This is a genomic window from Enterococcus avium ATCC 14025, from assembly GCF_000406965.1.
Classification (GTDB): domain Bacteria; phylum Bacillota; class Bacilli; order Lactobacillales; family Enterococcaceae; genus Enterococcus_A; species Enterococcus_A avium.
On the sequence record NZ_KE136365.1, the window covers coordinates 1 to 17,047 of the forward strand.

The window sequence follows — 17,047 nt, forward strand, 5'->3', positions numbered from 1 at the left end:
GAAAGGAACCTGCATATTTGATCAACTCCATCGTATGAGAAACACCTTTCTAACCAAAGAAGAGCTACTTCATGAAACAGCCATCCGAAACATAGACAACTTGTCCTTCCAATCGAATATCTCGCCCAAGAGCTTCTTCATCAATGTAGTTTTCTAATTCCTTGGGTACAGTGATCAAGCCTTGATCAACCCAATAACTTCCCAGCTTTTCATCCGTATCAACATCCGGTAGAAACATGACATCCTCAGCATTCTCCAGTAAATCTTCTTCTGACGAAAACAAATCTCCAATTAATTCTTTTGCATGATCTCGTACCTCGCTGGGTAATTCCGAATACTGTTCATATAATTCATTTAAGCGATCCAAACTATCGTATTGAGTCACAGTAAATGGCGCATCCGAATCCAAAATGATGGTTTCTTCTTCGGATTCATTTAAACCTAGTTTCGGTGCTATATCAGAGTAGTCTACTGGTAGGTCAAACCAGCCGCCTTGAATAGTTCCACTGACATATTTAGACAAATTAGCTATATATATTTGTGCTTCCATCGAATGCACTCCTTATCTAAACAAATACACTTTCTATCAGTAAGACTGATCCTTGATAAAATGATTCATTGACATATCGACCGAGATCAAGTAATTCTTCTTGAATGCTCTCTTCCGTCATACCATGATTAGTATCTTCACAAATAGACCGGCTTAATAATTGCCGCACTTCATCAACTGATAGAGAACTGTATTCAATTTTTTTGTTATACACTTCGATCACGCAGTTCGAATAAACGATCAGTGGCTTTACACCAATCTTCACAGCGATCAAAGCACTTTTCGGGACACTGAAAGAATAAAATTCAATCTGACTTAAATCACTTGGTTTCACCTGCCAACTTAACTCCTCCAATTTGAGTTCGTAACTTTTTCTCACCTCCAGCAATCGTGCAATTTCTTGCCATGCCGGATCACCCTGAAATTCACCACGTTCAAGAATTCGTTCAATCAAATCCATCGAATTATTGAAGACACTCAATGCTCGAACTCGTTGATTAATCGCTTCGATTTTTTCCTGACAGTGACTAATTCCTGAAAAAAGATAGTCCTTGTTATCCTCCAACTAAATCACCTCCTGATGATTGAAACCAAGTAAGATAGTTTTCTTTATCCTCACTCAACTCCACATTTTCAATCGTTGCGTTCACAAAATCTCTACCAGAAAGTTCATCGACAATTTTTAGTAGCTTTAGTGTGGGCGCTACTTGGGTTTCAAACCATCGTTCCGCTCGTTCGATCGAAAACTTTTCTGCTTTCATGGAAAAGTTCAACTCTCTGACTGTCCGAAACATTTTGGCCCACCGCTCATTCACAATTCTTGATTCAGAATCAAGCAAGTCATAAACCGTCAATTTGTCATTGATCAATCCAGCGCCGATCTCCCCTAAGCTCGTTCCGGTAATAAAGCGATCAATAATCTCAGTTGCTTTTTCAGCAGCGCTACGCAATTCGTAGCGATTGTAGATACCGTATTTTAGTAAGGCATCTTCCACTGAAATACGCTCACGATTGGCAATCTCATAGCGTTTTTCATAGAAGTTGAAGAACATCGGGGATTTTCTTGATCCAAAATAAAGGGATAGCCCCTTGTTTCTAGCTACCCCTGATTCTGTATAATATCCCCCATAGTTTTCAAATAATTTGAAGCTATCTTCGATCAGTCCTTTGTGTTCCTTTTCCAGAATAGAAAACAAATCAAAGTATTCGTCATCATCTCGCATCCACATTTCATCAATGGCAATATCGATCCGGCTGCATTGAACACGGCTATAGCAACTTTCTAGCATTCCTTGTTTTTGCCAAAGGTGTAATAGGTATTCCTGCCAGTCTGTTTTTCGTTCCTTCAACACCAGTTCATACTCACGGCAACCTTGTCCTGAGAATTGAATCAATACATTTTTCGTTGTTTCTTTTGTATGCCAAAACACCCAGATATTTCCTCGTACAGATACCTGGTCAAACATGTAGAGTCCTGTTGAACGGGTTTCAAACTCTAACTCATCCATGCCTAACACTCGTTGGATAATATCTTTAGGTGTTGCATCAAAAAAGGACAAGCGCAAATAATCGATCATGACTCTCATTTCTACCCCATGTTTCATGTAGACACGAAAATACTCTTCGAGCTTTTGTTTCACCTCTTCTGGAATCGGGCGCTTGCCTTGTTCCATTTTTTTGTAATAGGACAAAGAGATGTCCAGTATTTGTGCAAATTTTCGTTGAGAAACTGGCTTTTGTTTTCCAGTCTTCGCATTGGATAACCCAAATCTGTATCGATAGTTTCGCAGTTCTTTAGGCTCCAATTTTTCTACACCTCAATTAAATAACGAAATTGATTTTTTTCGACTCTTCAAAAAGAGCCATCAAACCTTTGGGATTATTGACTCTTAATTTTTGTGTCCCTTCAAAATCGTTGAAAAGGACACAAACGTTCATCTTCGATGAAGCCTTATATAGCCATCTTTGTTGAGCTTTTTTTGTTTCGTTATTTTATTTCTCCCCCCCCTATTAGATACTGGGGGGTAACGGTTTAGGGCAGGCGCAAGCGCCTGCCCTAAACCATCCACGCACACACTTGGCGTGTGCGTTTGCCCTTGCCATACGCGGCTGGCGCCGCTGCCAGTGCAAACGCCACGCTCTACTGAGTGCATGGCTATGCGGGCATAGTTTCCCCTCCAGTATCTACAGTGGATCATTTTTTATAAAATGTTTTCTTCAATCATCAATCGTTCCGCAAGATCTTCCGGTGACAAAAAGGTGGCGAAAATCGCAGCCGTTAACTCTTTCCTCTCTCCATTTCTCAACCGATGAAGCTTTTTCAACAATAAAATATCTTCTTCTGTCAGTAAAATTTGACTTACAGGAATCCCATTCCTCAAAATATCCTTTCGCAAGAAAAGATAGGTGGTCCGTTTTTCAATTTTAGCGATCCACGAATACAGTGTCCTTGAAGAGAATTCCGAATCAATCAACTTTGCGGCCGTTCGTACTCGATAATATTTTTCACTCACATGTCATCACCTCACTCGCTTAATAGATTACTCGATGGTAATATCACCAGCTTTATTCAACTTCTCTTGCCGCTTTCTCTGATATTCTTCTGAAACCATTTTTCTGAGTTGCCTTTCATCATCAGCACTATACATGTCATCCATCAATTTTTGGTCTTCTACAGTTATTCGTGCTGGTTCAAAACCCAGTTCGATCATGTGATCAAATTTGGCAAACTCCGTTAGAAAATCAAAATCATTCGGAACAAAGGGACTATACAATTCTTGGGGAATCCCTTTCCCAATATCTAAATAGCCCCGACCAACTCCTGATTTATTAACAAAACTTTTATTTTTATTTTCGTCGCCAAAGCTCATTTTATAGCCCAGCTCAGATAATCTTCCCAATGACACTTTTGCGAGTAGATTGTCTCGAATACCATTCGGCAAACTTTGAGCATCTGGACGCTGCAAGGCAATGATCATATACACACCAGCTTGACGACCTTGAAGAATTAACGGCATTAATACTTTTAAAACCCTATCCGTTTCTTTGTAGTCCAAGGTACTAAAAAATGCGGCCCATTCATCAATGATCACAACGTAAGGCGGCATGTCATAGAAAGCATAGTTTTTTCCCATAGTATAATTTTTGTGTTCTCGCATGTACTTGTAGCGCTTGATCATCATTTCAAAGCTGTCTTCTAGCAAGCGAAATATTTCTTCTTTTTCCATCACTACGTGTCCTTTAAAAGCTGGTAAATCCGCTAGAACACCTAAATCTGATTTCTTTGGATCAGCAATTTTCACCGTGCCGATTTCCATAAACACCTTGATTAGCGTATAAATGAAAAAGGTCTTCCCACCACCGATCCCGCCGCTAATAAGTAGGTTCGGCAGCTTGTCATATTCCCAAAAGACACCCTTCATGATTTCAATTGAGCCATTTTCTGCTTTGACCTCTCGAATAGACAAGCGGCGCTCAATGGTATCCAGCAATAACTTGTAGGTGACTAACATCGGTTTCCGATCAATCTCAACTAAATCACCAAGAAATAGTTCCTCCAATACCGATCCCATCATCAGAAATTCCTTATGATTTTTCCCACCAAGCTCGAAGGTGAAACAATCCAATGAATTCATTTTTTTATAGTATACCTTTGGTAATTGGATCAGTTCTTTCGAACCAGTTTCAGTTTTCACCTTTTTAATATCTACCAAATTGTTTTCAATAAGGTATTTCAACAACCATTGGCATCTTTGGAGCCTGCTAAAATAACTATCTTTTAATTTGGAATTTTTAATGACTGACATGGAAACGCAAATATTTGAGATCAGTAGTACTAAACAAAGTATTCCTGTAATCACGCTCTTTTGGAAATACCTCTGATCCCCATTTACCAAAGATATGATTTCTCTCTGCTTTGACCAACAGTACCATGCAATCATAGCAAATGATGGAATCGAGAGGAGAAAGGCGTACCATACATTTAAGTATTGGTAGTACAGTTGAAGCCTCTTTCCTTTGTAGGAAAATAAACTCATTAAGTGAACACCTTCTCTCTCAAATTTAATTTACCTATTTCTTCTTTTGGTCATTTACACCAATTTGAATTGCATCTGCTGCTTTCTTATCCGATTCCTTCTTAAATCCGTGAGCATAATTATTTAGTTCATATTACTCACGATCCCCATCTTAGATAGTAATATCCGAGATAAAATTGTTCCCTTACTCAAAAATTTTGAAAATAAAAAAGACAAGCTGAAATTAAACTTGTCTTCTCACCCTATCCAATTTATATTCTAAGAAATCTAAATCTATTAATTTTACTCCTCTTCAAAAAGAGAAAGTTGTCCTTCTGCTCTACCCTTCAAATACTCTTTTGGAACAGGTTTTCCTAAATTAACTCTGTCTGCCATTTCTGTAGCCAAATCTCTCATATTTTTAAAATGTATAGGATTACTTGGAAATTTAATCTTAGTTAGATTACCCTTCTTATTTGAATAATCCCAATCAAAGTACTCATTGAGTTCATACAATGACATTTCATTCAGGAGTTTATTCACTCTTTTTTTTACAGACTTTTGCTCTTGTTTGCCAACATGATCAAAAAAGAATGTTGGTTCAATTGAAAATACCTCTGCACAAACTTCATCTAAAGTAAACTCATTATTTTTTCGTAACGAAAAACTGGTCAAACAAGTATTTATCAGTAGTATTATTTGCTTATCAGGAGTGGTAGCCCCAATTCTAAAAACTTCATAAACATAGCTAGGATAGTTAATTGGAGATTCAAAAAAATTTGAGAGAGCTTCATTATTAAAATCTGTCAAACCAGAATTTCCTTTTGAAATCGATATTGGATCTTTTTCACAAGATAATGCTAGAACCTTGTATTTTTCCAATTCATCAACTATCAATTTTTCTTTACTTGAATTGAAAACATATCCTACTTGATGTTGATGCTCCTCAGGATTATTTGAAGTAACCCCTCCAATTAGAACAACATCTTTTGATTCTATTCCCGAATACTTTTCTAACTGTTTTTCATTGATGTTTCCCCCCTTACATTCTAAATGTAAGGAATCATTGTTTCCGACATTGTTGAGAACAATATCAAATTTGATCTCTTCTTTCTTTCCATTATTGTTAAGATAGAATTCTTTTTCTAGATACTCAATTCGATAACCAGCTTCATAAAAGATTCGAGGGTAATTTGGAATATCTAAAGCCATACTAGCAATTATATTGACCAAATCAATTTCCAAAAAGTCTTTTGTCATACATTCGATCCCCCACTTCTAAAGTTGCTAAAGCATCTATATAGTGATTAATGTTAGCAAGTAATCTCAGCACAGTGTTTCCACAAGATTCACTATTTAAATGAAAGATAACAAACTCGTTCGTAATATCAAAAGTAATACTGTTACCCATATTTCCGTTATGCATATCCACTGCATAAACTCTTTGATGTGAGTCACCTAAATCCATATTAGTTCCCAACAGTCTAAATGGTTTACTACCGTTAAAAACTACATTCACAAAATTCTTTATATTTATTGACCTACTAAAGCTTATTTTGAAAGCAGATCCTTCTAATAGGCCTTCTACCAAAGTTATGCTCATTTTTTCAAAATCATTTAGAGTTGTTTTGTAAAGATTTAGAATATTAAAAACTGAATCAATATGATAGCTGAATTGATTCCCTTTAGCTGTGATTTTGCCATTATAATAGATGTCATCTACTATGTAATCTCTTTCCTCTTGATCTTCAGTTTCATTCTGATCTTCTACAGTTTTTAGTGCTAGTTTGGTTATTCCTAACATATTTTTCACATTAGAATCCGATAGTATTTTATAAACTTCCTTAGCAGTTTCATTTTTAGTAGAAAGATCCAAATCACTATTTGAATCACTAAAGTCTTCTATATCCTTATTAAGAATATTTTGGAATTTCAAATTAATCCCAAAAAAATCTCCAAAATGTAAAAATTCTGAAAAAAGCATTCCTGGTATCCAAATGCTGTCAAAATTATCAAGGTTAGAGATTTTATTTATGACTGGATCAGTTAATGCAGTTTTTTCAGCCGAATGCACTATCATGAATCGTTCATCTGAAATATCTGCAAACATTTCGATCGTTTCATTGTTAATACGAATAATTGATTCATCTTCTAACTCAGAAATTTTGTAATTGGAATCCATTGCTCGCAATCTATCACTAAAATCTTCAACTCTATCATTTCGATTTTTCAAATCATAATCGTGAGTTTCAATTATGTATGATTTAATTGCATTCCTATTTTTTAAATACTTTGAAGAAGTAACGTCAAAGTTGCCAGACAATATATTAGAAAAGTTTTGATACAGGTCTCTCCTAGTCTTTATCATACACTTCACCTCATTTTGATGATATTATACCATGTATCAAAGAGTATAATATAAGAGGGAAAAAATTTGTTTACCTCTCTACGAAAATTGAAATATCATTATTTCATTTTTTACCTATTTCTTCTTTTTATCATTTACATCTGATTGAATGGTGTTTACTGATTCTTTTTGACCAAGTGCTTTCTTCAGCCCATCAGCATAGATATCAAGCTCATAATATTCTCGATTCCCGTCTTGTGCCGCAATGTAAGTCAAATGGAACTCTGGATTTACTAATTCAACCGCTTCACGCCATTTAAATGTCTCGATTTCAGCAGTTGGCGGGAACGTAACACGACTTGAAATTTTCTTTTTATCACCAAATACTAATTCCGCCCTCTTTTTCGTAATCTCACCTGTACTTTGTCTTGTTTCTTCGTCAAAACCTAGCGCTGGGTCTTCCAACGAACTAAAGCGAATTGCGCCTAAACTAGAAACGTCTAAAGCGTCTGTAATGTTGTTATTGTCTTTAAATTTTAAAACCATAGTTACGCACCTTCCTTAACTGTCGCATTAGATAAATAAAGCGAGAAATCTAAATAGCCATTTACTGAGTTGATCATACGTCCATCATCATTCGTTTCCCGACTTGAAATTCGAACTTTATCAGGAACCAAGTAGGCTTCCTCAAAAGCAATCTCAATTTCCCCTTCCGGCAACACCGCAGCACTTTTATCAACCACAATTGGTAAAGCTCCATGTTTTTCAGAATCCCCATAGAATTTCACGTAACTACCAAGAACACCGTTCACTTCTTTTGGTGCTTCTTTGAATTGTGTTCCTAGAATAAAGACTCTTCCGACCCATTCTTTTTTACTTTTAGCTTCGTTAGTTTCAATTTCTTTCCTTCTTTCCAAGAGTTTGTTTTTCAATGTATATGAAGAATCTTATGTTTTCTTTCGACAAAAAAATTGAACTGTAGAATAACAGAAAGACACACTCAAATATTGAATGTGTCTAATCTATACGTATTCAAATTTTTCTTTCAAGCTAGTAGGTCTGCTAACAGCTTGCTAACACTTTTTTGTCTTTTTAGTTTATTTGCTACCACAAACTATTAAATGTCAGATTCAAATTTTTGTTTTAAATCCCGAAATGAAGCTATTCTATAGCATTCTATGGGATAATAGTGAGAAGGGGCGCCTCTACTTCTAAGCGGACGGTCGGGGGTTCGAATCCCTCCTGTGATATCTAAAAAACCGCTAGAGACTTGATATCAAGCGGTTTTTCTTTTATCATGTGCCAATTTTGTGACAAGCCACTTCTAGCCATTTCTTCTCAATTGAAATCTTACTCTAACTGCTATCTGTTCAATTATCAACGAAAAAATAATGGCTAGGATAGTTAAAGCTATTGAGAGTAAACATGACTCAATCATATTTATACTATTTCTATTAATATGATTGTAAACTACAAAATATATTATTGGATGACAAATAAAAATATATAAAGTATGTTGCCCTAAATAGTTTAAGAAACTTTTTCTATTCGGAATTAATCCTAACATTCCGGTTATTGCTACGATGCCAATAATGTACTGAAATAATTCTTTCAATAAGAAAATATACTTACCATCAGAAAACTGTTGAAAATTAATATACCCGAAAAACATTTTCATCCATTCATTTGCATTATGTCCAAAATATTGAAAGTTGACACCCAAAAGTACAAATATCAAAAACAACAATAACAGTTTCATTTTTTTCAACTTCACTCTGGCTTTCTCAATATCTTTCATTGTTAAAAAGTGTCCTAAAATAAAATATGGAGCGAATACAATAGTCCTCGCATAAGCAAGATAATTCCCATCAACATTGAAATTTTTGCATCTGATAAGTAAAGCAAAAATAATGGATACAATTATTACAAGGATCGGTTTAAGTCTATACTTTTTAACAAAAAATGAAAACAGATACCAATAAGTTAAACTTAAAAGATACCAAACGTGAAAAATTGGAGTGGCTATAATATGAGCTCTAGGAATCCACGGATACGATGTTAATCTCACTACTAAAATATAAATCAATTGTATAACTATATATAAAATTCCAAACCTAAATACTTTCCTTAAGTTTACATTTTTTGAGAACAAACCATTTATAAAAATAAAGGCTGGCATATGGAATGAATAAATTAAAGTTAGTACCCAATTATTTTCTTTTGTACTAGCTAGTAACATGTGCCCGAATACTACTAAAATAATTAAAAAACCTTTTATGTTATCAATTTGATGATCTCTTGATTTCAATACTTCGCCCCTATTCACTCTCATCATAGAATTAAAAAAAATACTCGTTTATTTAATAAAGATATAGTAAAGCAGTAATTAATTCAATATAGTTTTTATTTAAAATGGAGTATCACGGATAGCATAGTCAAACTTATTTAATAACAATCAAATTTAAAAAAAACTCTACAGCCAACTAAGGCTGTAGAGGGGATAGTTTACACGTCTAAGTACCAGCGCGTTTCGGTTAGATCGTTAAATCCACCTTTAGTGTCACCTTTCGGGTCATTGGTGCTTCGGATCATGATAATGATCGAATGGCCTGCAACGTCTTTTTGATTGAATTCAATTTGGAACCCTGCAGTATCACTGCGGTTGTAAACCTTCGCTGCATCCGCGCGCGGTAGATCTTTTAGTTTGATACGCTTAAGTTCTTTGCCTGTTGTCCGATCAAGGATGAAAGCATACTGATATTTGTGAGTACGAGTACTCCATCCTTCTGCCTTAATCTTGCCTGCCATCGCACCAAAACCATCCACGTGGCCCTTATCGTTTTTGACTTCCATGACTGAATAGTTTTGTCCAGCACGGTAGATATCCGTTGTTTCGCTAGGATTAGGATCAGGCAATGTCGTATATCCGTTATCAGTGATACCCGTTAAATCAATGTTCCCATCTAACCCACCACCAACATATGTGGATGTGAATTGATAGATGCCAACACCATCCATACTAGGAAATACGGACCACACTGGATATGGAGTAACGTTGTAATTCGGATACGCAGCCATCCATAGACTATCTGGAAACTCCTTGATAATCCTTTGGTAATCAACATGCTTCAGTGTAAATGGTTTATAGCTGTAATACATCGGAGTGTAGCCTGCTTCTTTTATTCTCCGCATACCATACAGGATCGTTTCGGTATTTGCTGCTTTCTCGGATGAAGAACTAGTATATCTACCATAACCGTCAGGAATAGTCGCCAATGCTCCATGTTCGAAATCAAGAGCAACAATTGATCCACGTGGTGTCTTCACCTTTGGCAAAAAATAATCCATCGTAGTTTTCGCAATACTCATGTTTCCCCAAGTATCGAACCAGATGTAAGTATGCGCTCGTTTTCCTTGAGCTAAAGCTGAATTCACTTGGCTCTCATACGTCCACTGATTGTAGAGTCCACCAGCGTTGTATCCGCCAATCTGGCTAATACTGAATTTATCATGAGAGTAGCCAAATTGGCCTTGTGCTCCTTGATAAACTGCCCAATCGACCCCTTGATCTCCTTTAGCCGCATCCACATTCATTGGGAAAATTGGCAATAAAAAAAGAGCCGCAACTAGGCTCAACAAAGTAATTTTCTTTTTCATCTAGTCCTCCTTATTCGTTCCATCCGATTTGAAACTATCCAAAAACCGCTGAAACAGATCCGTAGTGCCACCTAACTTTTGGTAATTTTCTAAGATAGATTTCAATTCCATCAACAGATATCCCACATAAAGTGTGTAAATCAGAGCTGTGCCTGTTGCTCCCGGGATAATCACTGACAAAGGAATGAAAAACATCAATAGTATTACGCTTATGATCTTCCTCAAAATTCCATTAATCCCAACCTTGGATTTAAACTCTATATCGGGATTAACCTTAGCCGCGATCGTTCCTGTTAAGAAATCAATCACCATCGCCGCGCAAATCATCGCCAAAATAAAGAGAATTTTCTGATCCTCGGTCTCCAAAAAGTGTCTAAAATAATCGAACATGTCCATTGTTCCGCCTTCCTTTCAATAATAAAAAGCCCACTCGAAAGTGTGCTAAGGTAATAAAGAATTAGTCTCAATCAAACTAACCCCGTTTGATTTTAGTCGACTCATATCTGTTTGAGATTCAACATTGTATACGTGGATGAAATTTGTTTTTCTCCTGCATTTTGCTATGAAGTCATTTGATGCAATGCTCAAAGGCATGGATACAAATGCTTTTTTATATGCTGATATTTCATCAAGAGCCTTTTCAGCCTGCGTTGTATTATCAGTCATCCAAGTTACACATGCATCTGGATACCTGCTAGTAAGATGATCTCTCTGAGTTTTGTTTGTCAAAACAAAGAAACACCAATCATAAAGCTTGTATTCTTTGAGTAATGTTATAACTTTTGTGATAAATACGTCGTCTGTCCAATCCCATTTTGAACCATCAACATTGATAACAATTTTTTGCCCGGCCAAAACTTCCAACGCTTCTGCAAATGTAGGGATTTTTAACGTTTTGCTTGCTAGCCCCGGATAGTTATCCGTTTTTAACTTGAACGTCTTTAGTTGTGCCATTGTCATATTTTTAGCGATACCTGTTCCGTTTGTCGTTCGGTCAATTGTTGGGTCATGCATCAAGAAAATTTGACCATCAGCACTCATTTGTATATCAATTTCAACTGCACCATAACCACGAGCAACCGTTTCTTGTAGAGCTTCAATAGAGTTCTCTGGTGCGAAAACGGTCGCTCCTCGGTGAGCTGAAAGCCGAAATTTATCAACTTCCAGCCACACTGGGAAACGGATCGTCTGTATACCAAGACCCACTAACCCAATGATTTCCAGTAACCTTATTCCCGATTCTAATGAAATTCGAAGCACGTCTTTCAGCAAAAGCAACCCCTCTGTATTCATCAGCATTAACATATTTTGCCATCGCAAGAGGCACATTCCAAATGAAATCATCAAATTCCGTGCTCAATCTAAACCCTTGAGGAATTTTAAAATAACCTGGTGTATAAACCCCGGTTGATTTATTAAAGTTAATTCGACAAAAGAAGTCTACTCGATCGCCGCGTCTTTTAAATACAGCCTCTAACGCATCTATCCAAGTAGCTGCATTCGCATCTGGAACCTGTGATTTATCGGTGATTTTGTACTCAGCCACTTTATTTACGTTATCGACATACAAAGCTACAGCCTTTGGTGTCATCAATTTATTATCAACACTAGGATCAATGGATTCTGTTTCGTCAGCTGCGCTGTAGTTAGGAACATTACCTAACCCAACTTTAGATTTAGTTAAATCAGTTAATTTTGCATAGGTAGATTCTACTTCTGTTTTTTTAGCATAGGTTTGGTCTACAACAGTTTCTGTTGCAAAAATTTCATCGGCTTCCTCTTTTGTATAGACGCCCAACTGATCTGCATCAACCTCATGCGGATTGTTTTTATCTGCAATATGATTGTCCAAGTCTGTCTTGTTTGCTTTTTGTTCCAAGTCAGCCTCGTTAGAAAATCCTGACTTGTTTAAGACAGTTAATGGGTTCAATGTTACTTTTAATTGCACCCCGATATAGTCAACATTGATATTCGAAGCAGTAACACCATTTGAGCTATCGCAATATGCAAGTACATTTACAAAGCCTTTTGAATCAATAAAATTGCTATCATTGATTTCAACAGTGAAATCGGTGAATTCTGTAGCGTCACCTTGAATTTTTGTTGTATATGAATCCGTTGACTCTAAGAAAATACCGACTTTCAAATTTTTATTGTTTGGTGAAGAAGCTTTTGCTCTTGTGGTAACGGAAAAAGAAATAAAATTATCTTTGATATATTGAATTTTTTCTTCTACAGTCATTCCCTCAAAAATTCGAGGAGCCAATTGTTCAATGGCTTTAACGGTATCAAACTTATTCAATTGTTGCGGAATTACACTTCCCTGACTGGAACCAACAGAAACTCCTTGATCATCACGTCCTACCAACTTATTATAATTTTCTTGGCTAATTTCGGTCCAAGTTGCGCTTGTTTTTTTCAAGCTCGTTGCTGTGTAATCCGTATAAACAGAATGTGGATTTGCTGAAGTGTTTCCTGCAACCTTTCCGGCAAGGTCCATCATCTTTGGAACATCTACTGGACCGCTAAACAATTTGATTGCATCTGCATTCGTAAGTCGCGAACTGAAATCGGCACTCAAACGATTTTGCAGTGTGTTTTGTTTTATGCCTTGTGTATCTGTTCTCGCCTGTACAATCTCTGGATTACTATCGCCCGATTCTGCCACTAAGTCATCAAATTCGTTTCGCAATGCATCAAATTCCTGTTTATTCTGATTTGCACGTCCGATCGCTTGATTTGAGTTATCAACCGCTGTTTTTGAATCAGCGACAGCTTGATCGGCTTTTTTATTTGCTTCTTTACCAGCATTCTCCGCGATAGTTTTTGCTTCATTCCCTGCGGTTGTTGCTATTGTTTTCGCTTCTGTTGCGGCAGCAGAAGCCGCTTGCTTTGCTTCCGTTCCAGCTGTTTCGGCAATTGTCTTTGCTTCTGCACCAGCATCCGTAGCAATCTTTTTAGCATCATTAATTCCTTGGTCGAGATCAATACTGAACTGATCAACCTTTTTTGAAGAATCATTAGACAAGTCAATTGCCTGATTTATTTTTACACGCCCTGCATTTAGCGTATCGGTTTCTTGAATATGCTCTACTGCCAAGTTAATCCCCCCTCTATGCTTTAGAAATAGATTCGATCGTCATTTTTTGCTCAATTCGGTCTCCAAGCAAAATAAAAGAACCCTCCATGTTGTCGGATAGTTCTTTGAATAATTCTTCTATAGTTTTATCCGTTTCAGCGGTGAATTCCCCGCCGTCAATTTTTTTAACATTAATTAGCAATATCTTCTTCCCCTTCCGTTACATCAAATATTTCAACAGCACAAATCGTTCTAGGTTTCACAGTCAAGCTATCAGTCAATTTGACAAATTTTGTTGAGCTTGGTTCTTTTACAATTCTCTCTTGTAACGGTACAAGATCCTCTTGTGATCCGGTAATTTTTAGTAGAACCCCATTTTCTAAAATTAGTTGCATTACATACATTTAAAATTGTCCTCCTAGTTGTGATTGAATAAATACGCGACAAGTCACTTGCGCCTCGATACGTGCAAGTTTATTTGGCTTAATCTTGATCGTATGATTTCCACGTTGAATCTTTCCGCTTGATGTTTTCTTCAGATAGTTAACAATATTTAATCGATCTTGATTAGTTTCATGCCTTGGCAATGTTGTTCCATCAACTATGATATCGACGCTCGACGGAGATTCAGATGATTGAAAAATCCCCCATTCAAGAGGATGTGTATGTTCAGGTAGCACTACATTATGCTTATGAGCGGGAATCTTAACCGTATGTGTATGGTTTGGAATTTGTACAGTATGTGTATGGCTCGGTATATTTACACTATGTGTATGCGAAGGAATCGAAATGCTATGTGTGTGTGCAGGCACACTTGTATTATGAGTATGTGCAGGTACATTGATACTGTGCGCGTGATTCCCTGAAGAACTAGCCGTCCTAAATGTACCGCCTGCTCCTTCGGCGTATAGAACACCGCTGCCACCTGCAACATACATAGACTTTGTAGCTGGAGGTGTTGGTCCTGGTCGAACATTGAACATCACATGATCATGGTTTCCTCCGGCTGAACTGGTCTGCGTTGATCCTCCTCCGGCTGAACTTGTTTGTGTAGAACCACCACCTGCACTTGACGATTGAGTAGTGGCCCCGCCAGCAGATGTTGAACGAACAGAAGCCCCACCAGCACTACTCGTTTGACGACTCGCTCCACCTGCACTACTGGTCTGCGTTGACTGGCCGCCGGCCTCACTCGTAATTGTTTTCGCTCCTCCGCCTTTTACAGCTTTTGTGTACCCGCGATAACGTTTTGTTTTAAATGTAAGTTCAACAGTATTCACATGAAATACGTCATCATCCAAATAGAATTCAATTTCGGCTGGATAAGCCGATTCGCAATTATCTTGATATGAGTAATTCAGAATATTTGTTGCACCCTGCGAATAAGTTTCATTTATTTGCTGTTTACGACCAAGATCAGACATAGTTGTATTTATGTCATCCTTGACATTTCCAATCTCTAAATCCAGTGATTGTGGCGCACCAAAAACGTCGGATTTTGCTTCTTTTTTTATCCGCAGGTTGAGCGATCCGTACTCGTTCGTGTTGATCATCACAACCGTTCCTTGCCGCAATTTATCAATCTCTAAAGGTGTGTCCGTCAATTTAATCAAATCTGCAGCAGCGACTTTCCAAGTTACTTTTGGAATCGACCATTTTTTAAGCATATTAGTAGCATTATCTTTTAGTGACTGCGGCTGCGTGAATCGAAGATCCGTCCAAACATACTCAACAAGTCCATATTTCTTTATCGATTCTTTGTCTTCAACATATGGAACATTATTATTTACAGACTTTATGTTAATTTGGTTTACGCCTTCTCCAGCACCGAGAGGATACACACGATTAACAAGATTGTTCGGATCAATATCTATTTCAAACCCTTCCATGTTATAACCCTCTTGAATTCGGCAAACTGGTTCAGTTGGAGGTTTAACAAGTGATAGTTCAAATGGATAAACCTTTGTGTTCCATTCCCACAAATAATCTTCATCAAAAGCCTTAGGAATTGAAAATAAGGCATCCGCTAATCCATTTTCGTTTTCCCATGCGTAAGAAAAATATCTAGTAAAATCACATCGTTTCAGAATCCAATGTTTTGTTTTCTGCTGATTCAACACAAAATTAATCACATCGGCTGTTTTCTTATTTGTAATTTCAAAATAACCGAAAAGAACGCTGTCTAATAGCGTCCCTAAAACATGCGTCGCTGTATATTTTATTGAGTAATTGCTTTTATCCTTTTTCACCAAAGAAGGCATAATACGATACAAACCGATGTATTCATTCTCGTTATCGGTCAATTCAACATATTGTAAAGCTTCAATCATAGAATTTTTAGTATCGTAAAGTGGCATAGAAAATTCAATCGATCCTATTTCATTTTCTATTTTTTCATAACTGACATCATAAGCATTTTCGAGGATAGCCGTATATTCTCTGCTTAGATTCATTGTCATTAGCATGGCATCGCCTCCTACAAATACCTATTCGAATATTTAATTGTTAATCTAAAATCGCCATCTCTTCCTGAAACATAAAGTGGTTCTGAAGGATAGATATAAAAGTCATTCATTGGCCGTATCATTGGCTTATCGTTTTTAGTAATATTGAAAGTTTGAGTATCGATCTCAATTGTTGCATTATCGAAGTCGCCTAAATTGATCGTGTCACTTCGAGTTCGAATCTGAACATCACGTCCCATCCCCTCAATCGTGATTGAAGGTTTCACTTTAAGCCCCTCAACTGTTGGATATATCTCAAATGGCTGGGCCTCTTTCCCTGTATCGCCCATTAAGTATCCTTGGTGCTGCCAAGTAATAATATCCGAACCCCAGTAAGCCCCACCTTCGAAACGCACTGCCATATTTACTGCACCAGAACCAGTATTGCCTAAAAGATAGTTTGCTTGGAATGTAATGATCTCGGAACCCCACATGACACTAGTGGCATCTGATTTGGTGTATTTATAAGGATCTCCACATTTTATTGTGAAACTACTTATACACCAGTTCACTCCTGGTTCAACTTTATCAATTGTGGCTTTTGTTCCTTCAAAAAGCATTTCTGGTTCATCATTGAACCAAATTGGCACTTCTTTTTCCGTAAATAATGCAACATTTAGCTTATTAAACCTATCTCTAAACGAAGCATCATCTTCGGCTTTTAAATAATACTGAACGATGATCTCTCTAGCAGGAATTCTATTATAAATGTGTCGTTCGCCATCGCGAATTCCTAATTGAGAGTATTCGTTATTTGTTTCAAAAAGCTCCCGTCCTTGAACATTTAACGTCCGATAACCGGGAACAATGTCTTCTAAAAATTTCCCACCGATGTTCATTGCTTCAGTAGGCATTCCTTCTAAAGGCGAGGTTAATTGAAGTTCCATTAATGGA

The 17,047-nt window shown here is 37.0% G+C and carries 18 protein-coding genes; all 18 read right to left on the reverse strand.

What is annotated here, in order from left to right:
* Positions 1-64: 64 nt before the first annotated feature.
* Complete coding sequence (locus tag OMU_RS15490) at positions 65-550, reverse strand: antirestriction protein ArdA (protein WP_010740717.1); 486 nt, start codon at positions 548-550, stop codon at positions 65-67.
* A 16-nt stretch (positions 551-566) separates the two neighbouring features.
* Positions 567-1,115 (reverse strand): hypothetical protein, encoded by a 549-nt coding sequence (locus OMU_RS15495; protein WP_016180806.1) that lies wholly within the window; start codon positions 1,113-1,115, stop codon positions 567-569.
* Positions 1,105-2,355 carry a replication initiation factor domain-containing protein gene (locus OMU_RS15500; protein ID WP_010740719.1) on the reverse strand — a complete coding sequence of 417 codons (1,251 nt, stop codon included), beginning with the start codon at positions 2,353-2,355 and terminating at the stop codon, positions 1,105-1,107. Before OMU_RS15500 ends, OMU_RS15495 begins: the two co-directional genes overlap by 11 nt.
* A gap of 396 nt (positions 2,356-2,751) precedes the next feature.
* Complete coding sequence (locus tag OMU_RS15505) at positions 2,752-3,063, reverse strand: hypothetical protein (RefSeq protein WP_010740720.1); 312 nt, start codon at positions 3,061-3,063, stop codon at positions 2,752-2,754.
* A gap of 27 nt (positions 3,064-3,090) precedes the next feature.
* Complete coding sequence (locus OMU_RS15510; RefSeq protein WP_016180807.1) at positions 3,091-4,587, reverse strand: hypothetical protein; 1,497 nt, start codon at positions 4,585-4,587, stop codon at positions 3,091-3,093.
* Positions 4,588-4,869: 282 nt separating this feature from the next.
* A complete protein-coding gene (locus OMU_RS15515) occupies positions 4,870-5,826 on the reverse strand; it encodes a hypothetical protein (RefSeq protein WP_016180808.1) in 957 nt (318 codons plus the stop codon).
* A complete protein-coding gene (locus tag OMU_RS15520) occupies positions 5,801-6,934 on the reverse strand; it encodes a hypothetical protein (RefSeq protein WP_016180809.1) in 1,134 nt (377 codons plus the stop codon). Before OMU_RS15520 ends, OMU_RS15515 begins: the two co-directional genes overlap by 26 nt.
* Before the next feature lie 114 nt (positions 6,935-7,048).
* Positions 7,049-7,459, reverse strand: coding sequence for a DUF961 family protein (locus OMU_RS15525; protein WP_016180810.1), 411 nt, complete (start codon positions 7,457-7,459; stop codon positions 7,049-7,051).
* A 2-nt stretch (positions 7,460-7,461) separates the two neighbouring features.
* The gene (locus tag OMU_RS15530) at positions 7,462-7,830 is read right to left on the reverse strand and encodes a hypothetical protein (protein ID WP_233421630.1); all 369 of its coding nucleotides are present in this window, start codon (positions 7,828-7,830) and stop codon (positions 7,462-7,464) included.
* A gap of 407 nt (positions 7,831-8,237) precedes the next feature.
* Complete coding sequence (locus OMU_RS15535; protein ID WP_233421629.1) at positions 8,238-9,221, reverse strand: acyltransferase family protein; 984 nt, start codon at positions 9,219-9,221, stop codon at positions 8,238-8,240.
* A gap of 197 nt (positions 9,222-9,418) precedes the next feature.
* Positions 9,419-10,570: a GH25 family lysozyme gene (locus OMU_RS15540; protein ID WP_016180813.1), complete on the reverse strand. Its 1,152-nt coding sequence runs from the start codon at positions 10,568-10,570 to the stop codon at positions 9,419-9,421.
* Positions 10,571-10,960: a phage holin family protein gene (locus OMU_RS15545; RefSeq protein ID WP_016180814.1), complete on the reverse strand. Its 390-nt coding sequence runs from the start codon at positions 10,958-10,960 to the stop codon at positions 10,571-10,573.
* Between the two features lie 51 nt (positions 10,961-11,011).
* Positions 11,012-11,743: a glycerophosphodiester phosphodiesterase gene (locus OMU_RS15550; protein ID WP_233421628.1), complete on the reverse strand. Its 732-nt coding sequence runs from the start codon at positions 11,741-11,743 to the stop codon at positions 11,012-11,014.
* Positions 11,727-13,670: a hypothetical protein gene (locus OMU_RS15555; RefSeq protein WP_016180816.1), complete on the reverse strand. Its 1,944-nt coding sequence runs from the start codon at positions 13,668-13,670 to the stop codon at positions 11,727-11,729. The genes OMU_RS15550 and OMU_RS15555 overlap by 17 nt, the downstream gene beginning before the upstream one ends.
* 13 nt (positions 13,671-13,683) lie before the next feature.
* Entirely contained in the window at positions 13,684-13,851 is a 168-nt protein-coding gene (locus OMU_RS15560; protein WP_034876578.1) for a hypothetical protein, read from the reverse strand.
* Entirely contained in the window at positions 13,841-14,053 is a 213-nt protein-coding gene (locus tag OMU_RS15565) for a hypothetical protein (RefSeq protein ID WP_016180817.1), read from the reverse strand. The genes OMU_RS15560 and OMU_RS15565 overlap by 11 nt, the downstream gene beginning before the upstream one ends.
* Entirely contained in the window at positions 14,054-16,114 is a 2,061-nt protein-coding gene (locus OMU_RS15570; RefSeq protein WP_016180818.1) for a phage tail spike protein, read from the reverse strand.
* An 11-nt stretch (positions 16,115-16,125) separates the two neighbouring features.
* Positions 16,126-17,040 carry a distal tail protein Dit gene (locus OMU_RS15575; protein WP_034876631.1) on the reverse strand — a complete coding sequence of 305 codons (915 nt, stop codon included), beginning with the start codon at positions 17,038-17,040 and terminating at the stop codon, positions 16,126-16,128.
* Positions 17,041-17,047: the final 7 nt, after the last annotated feature.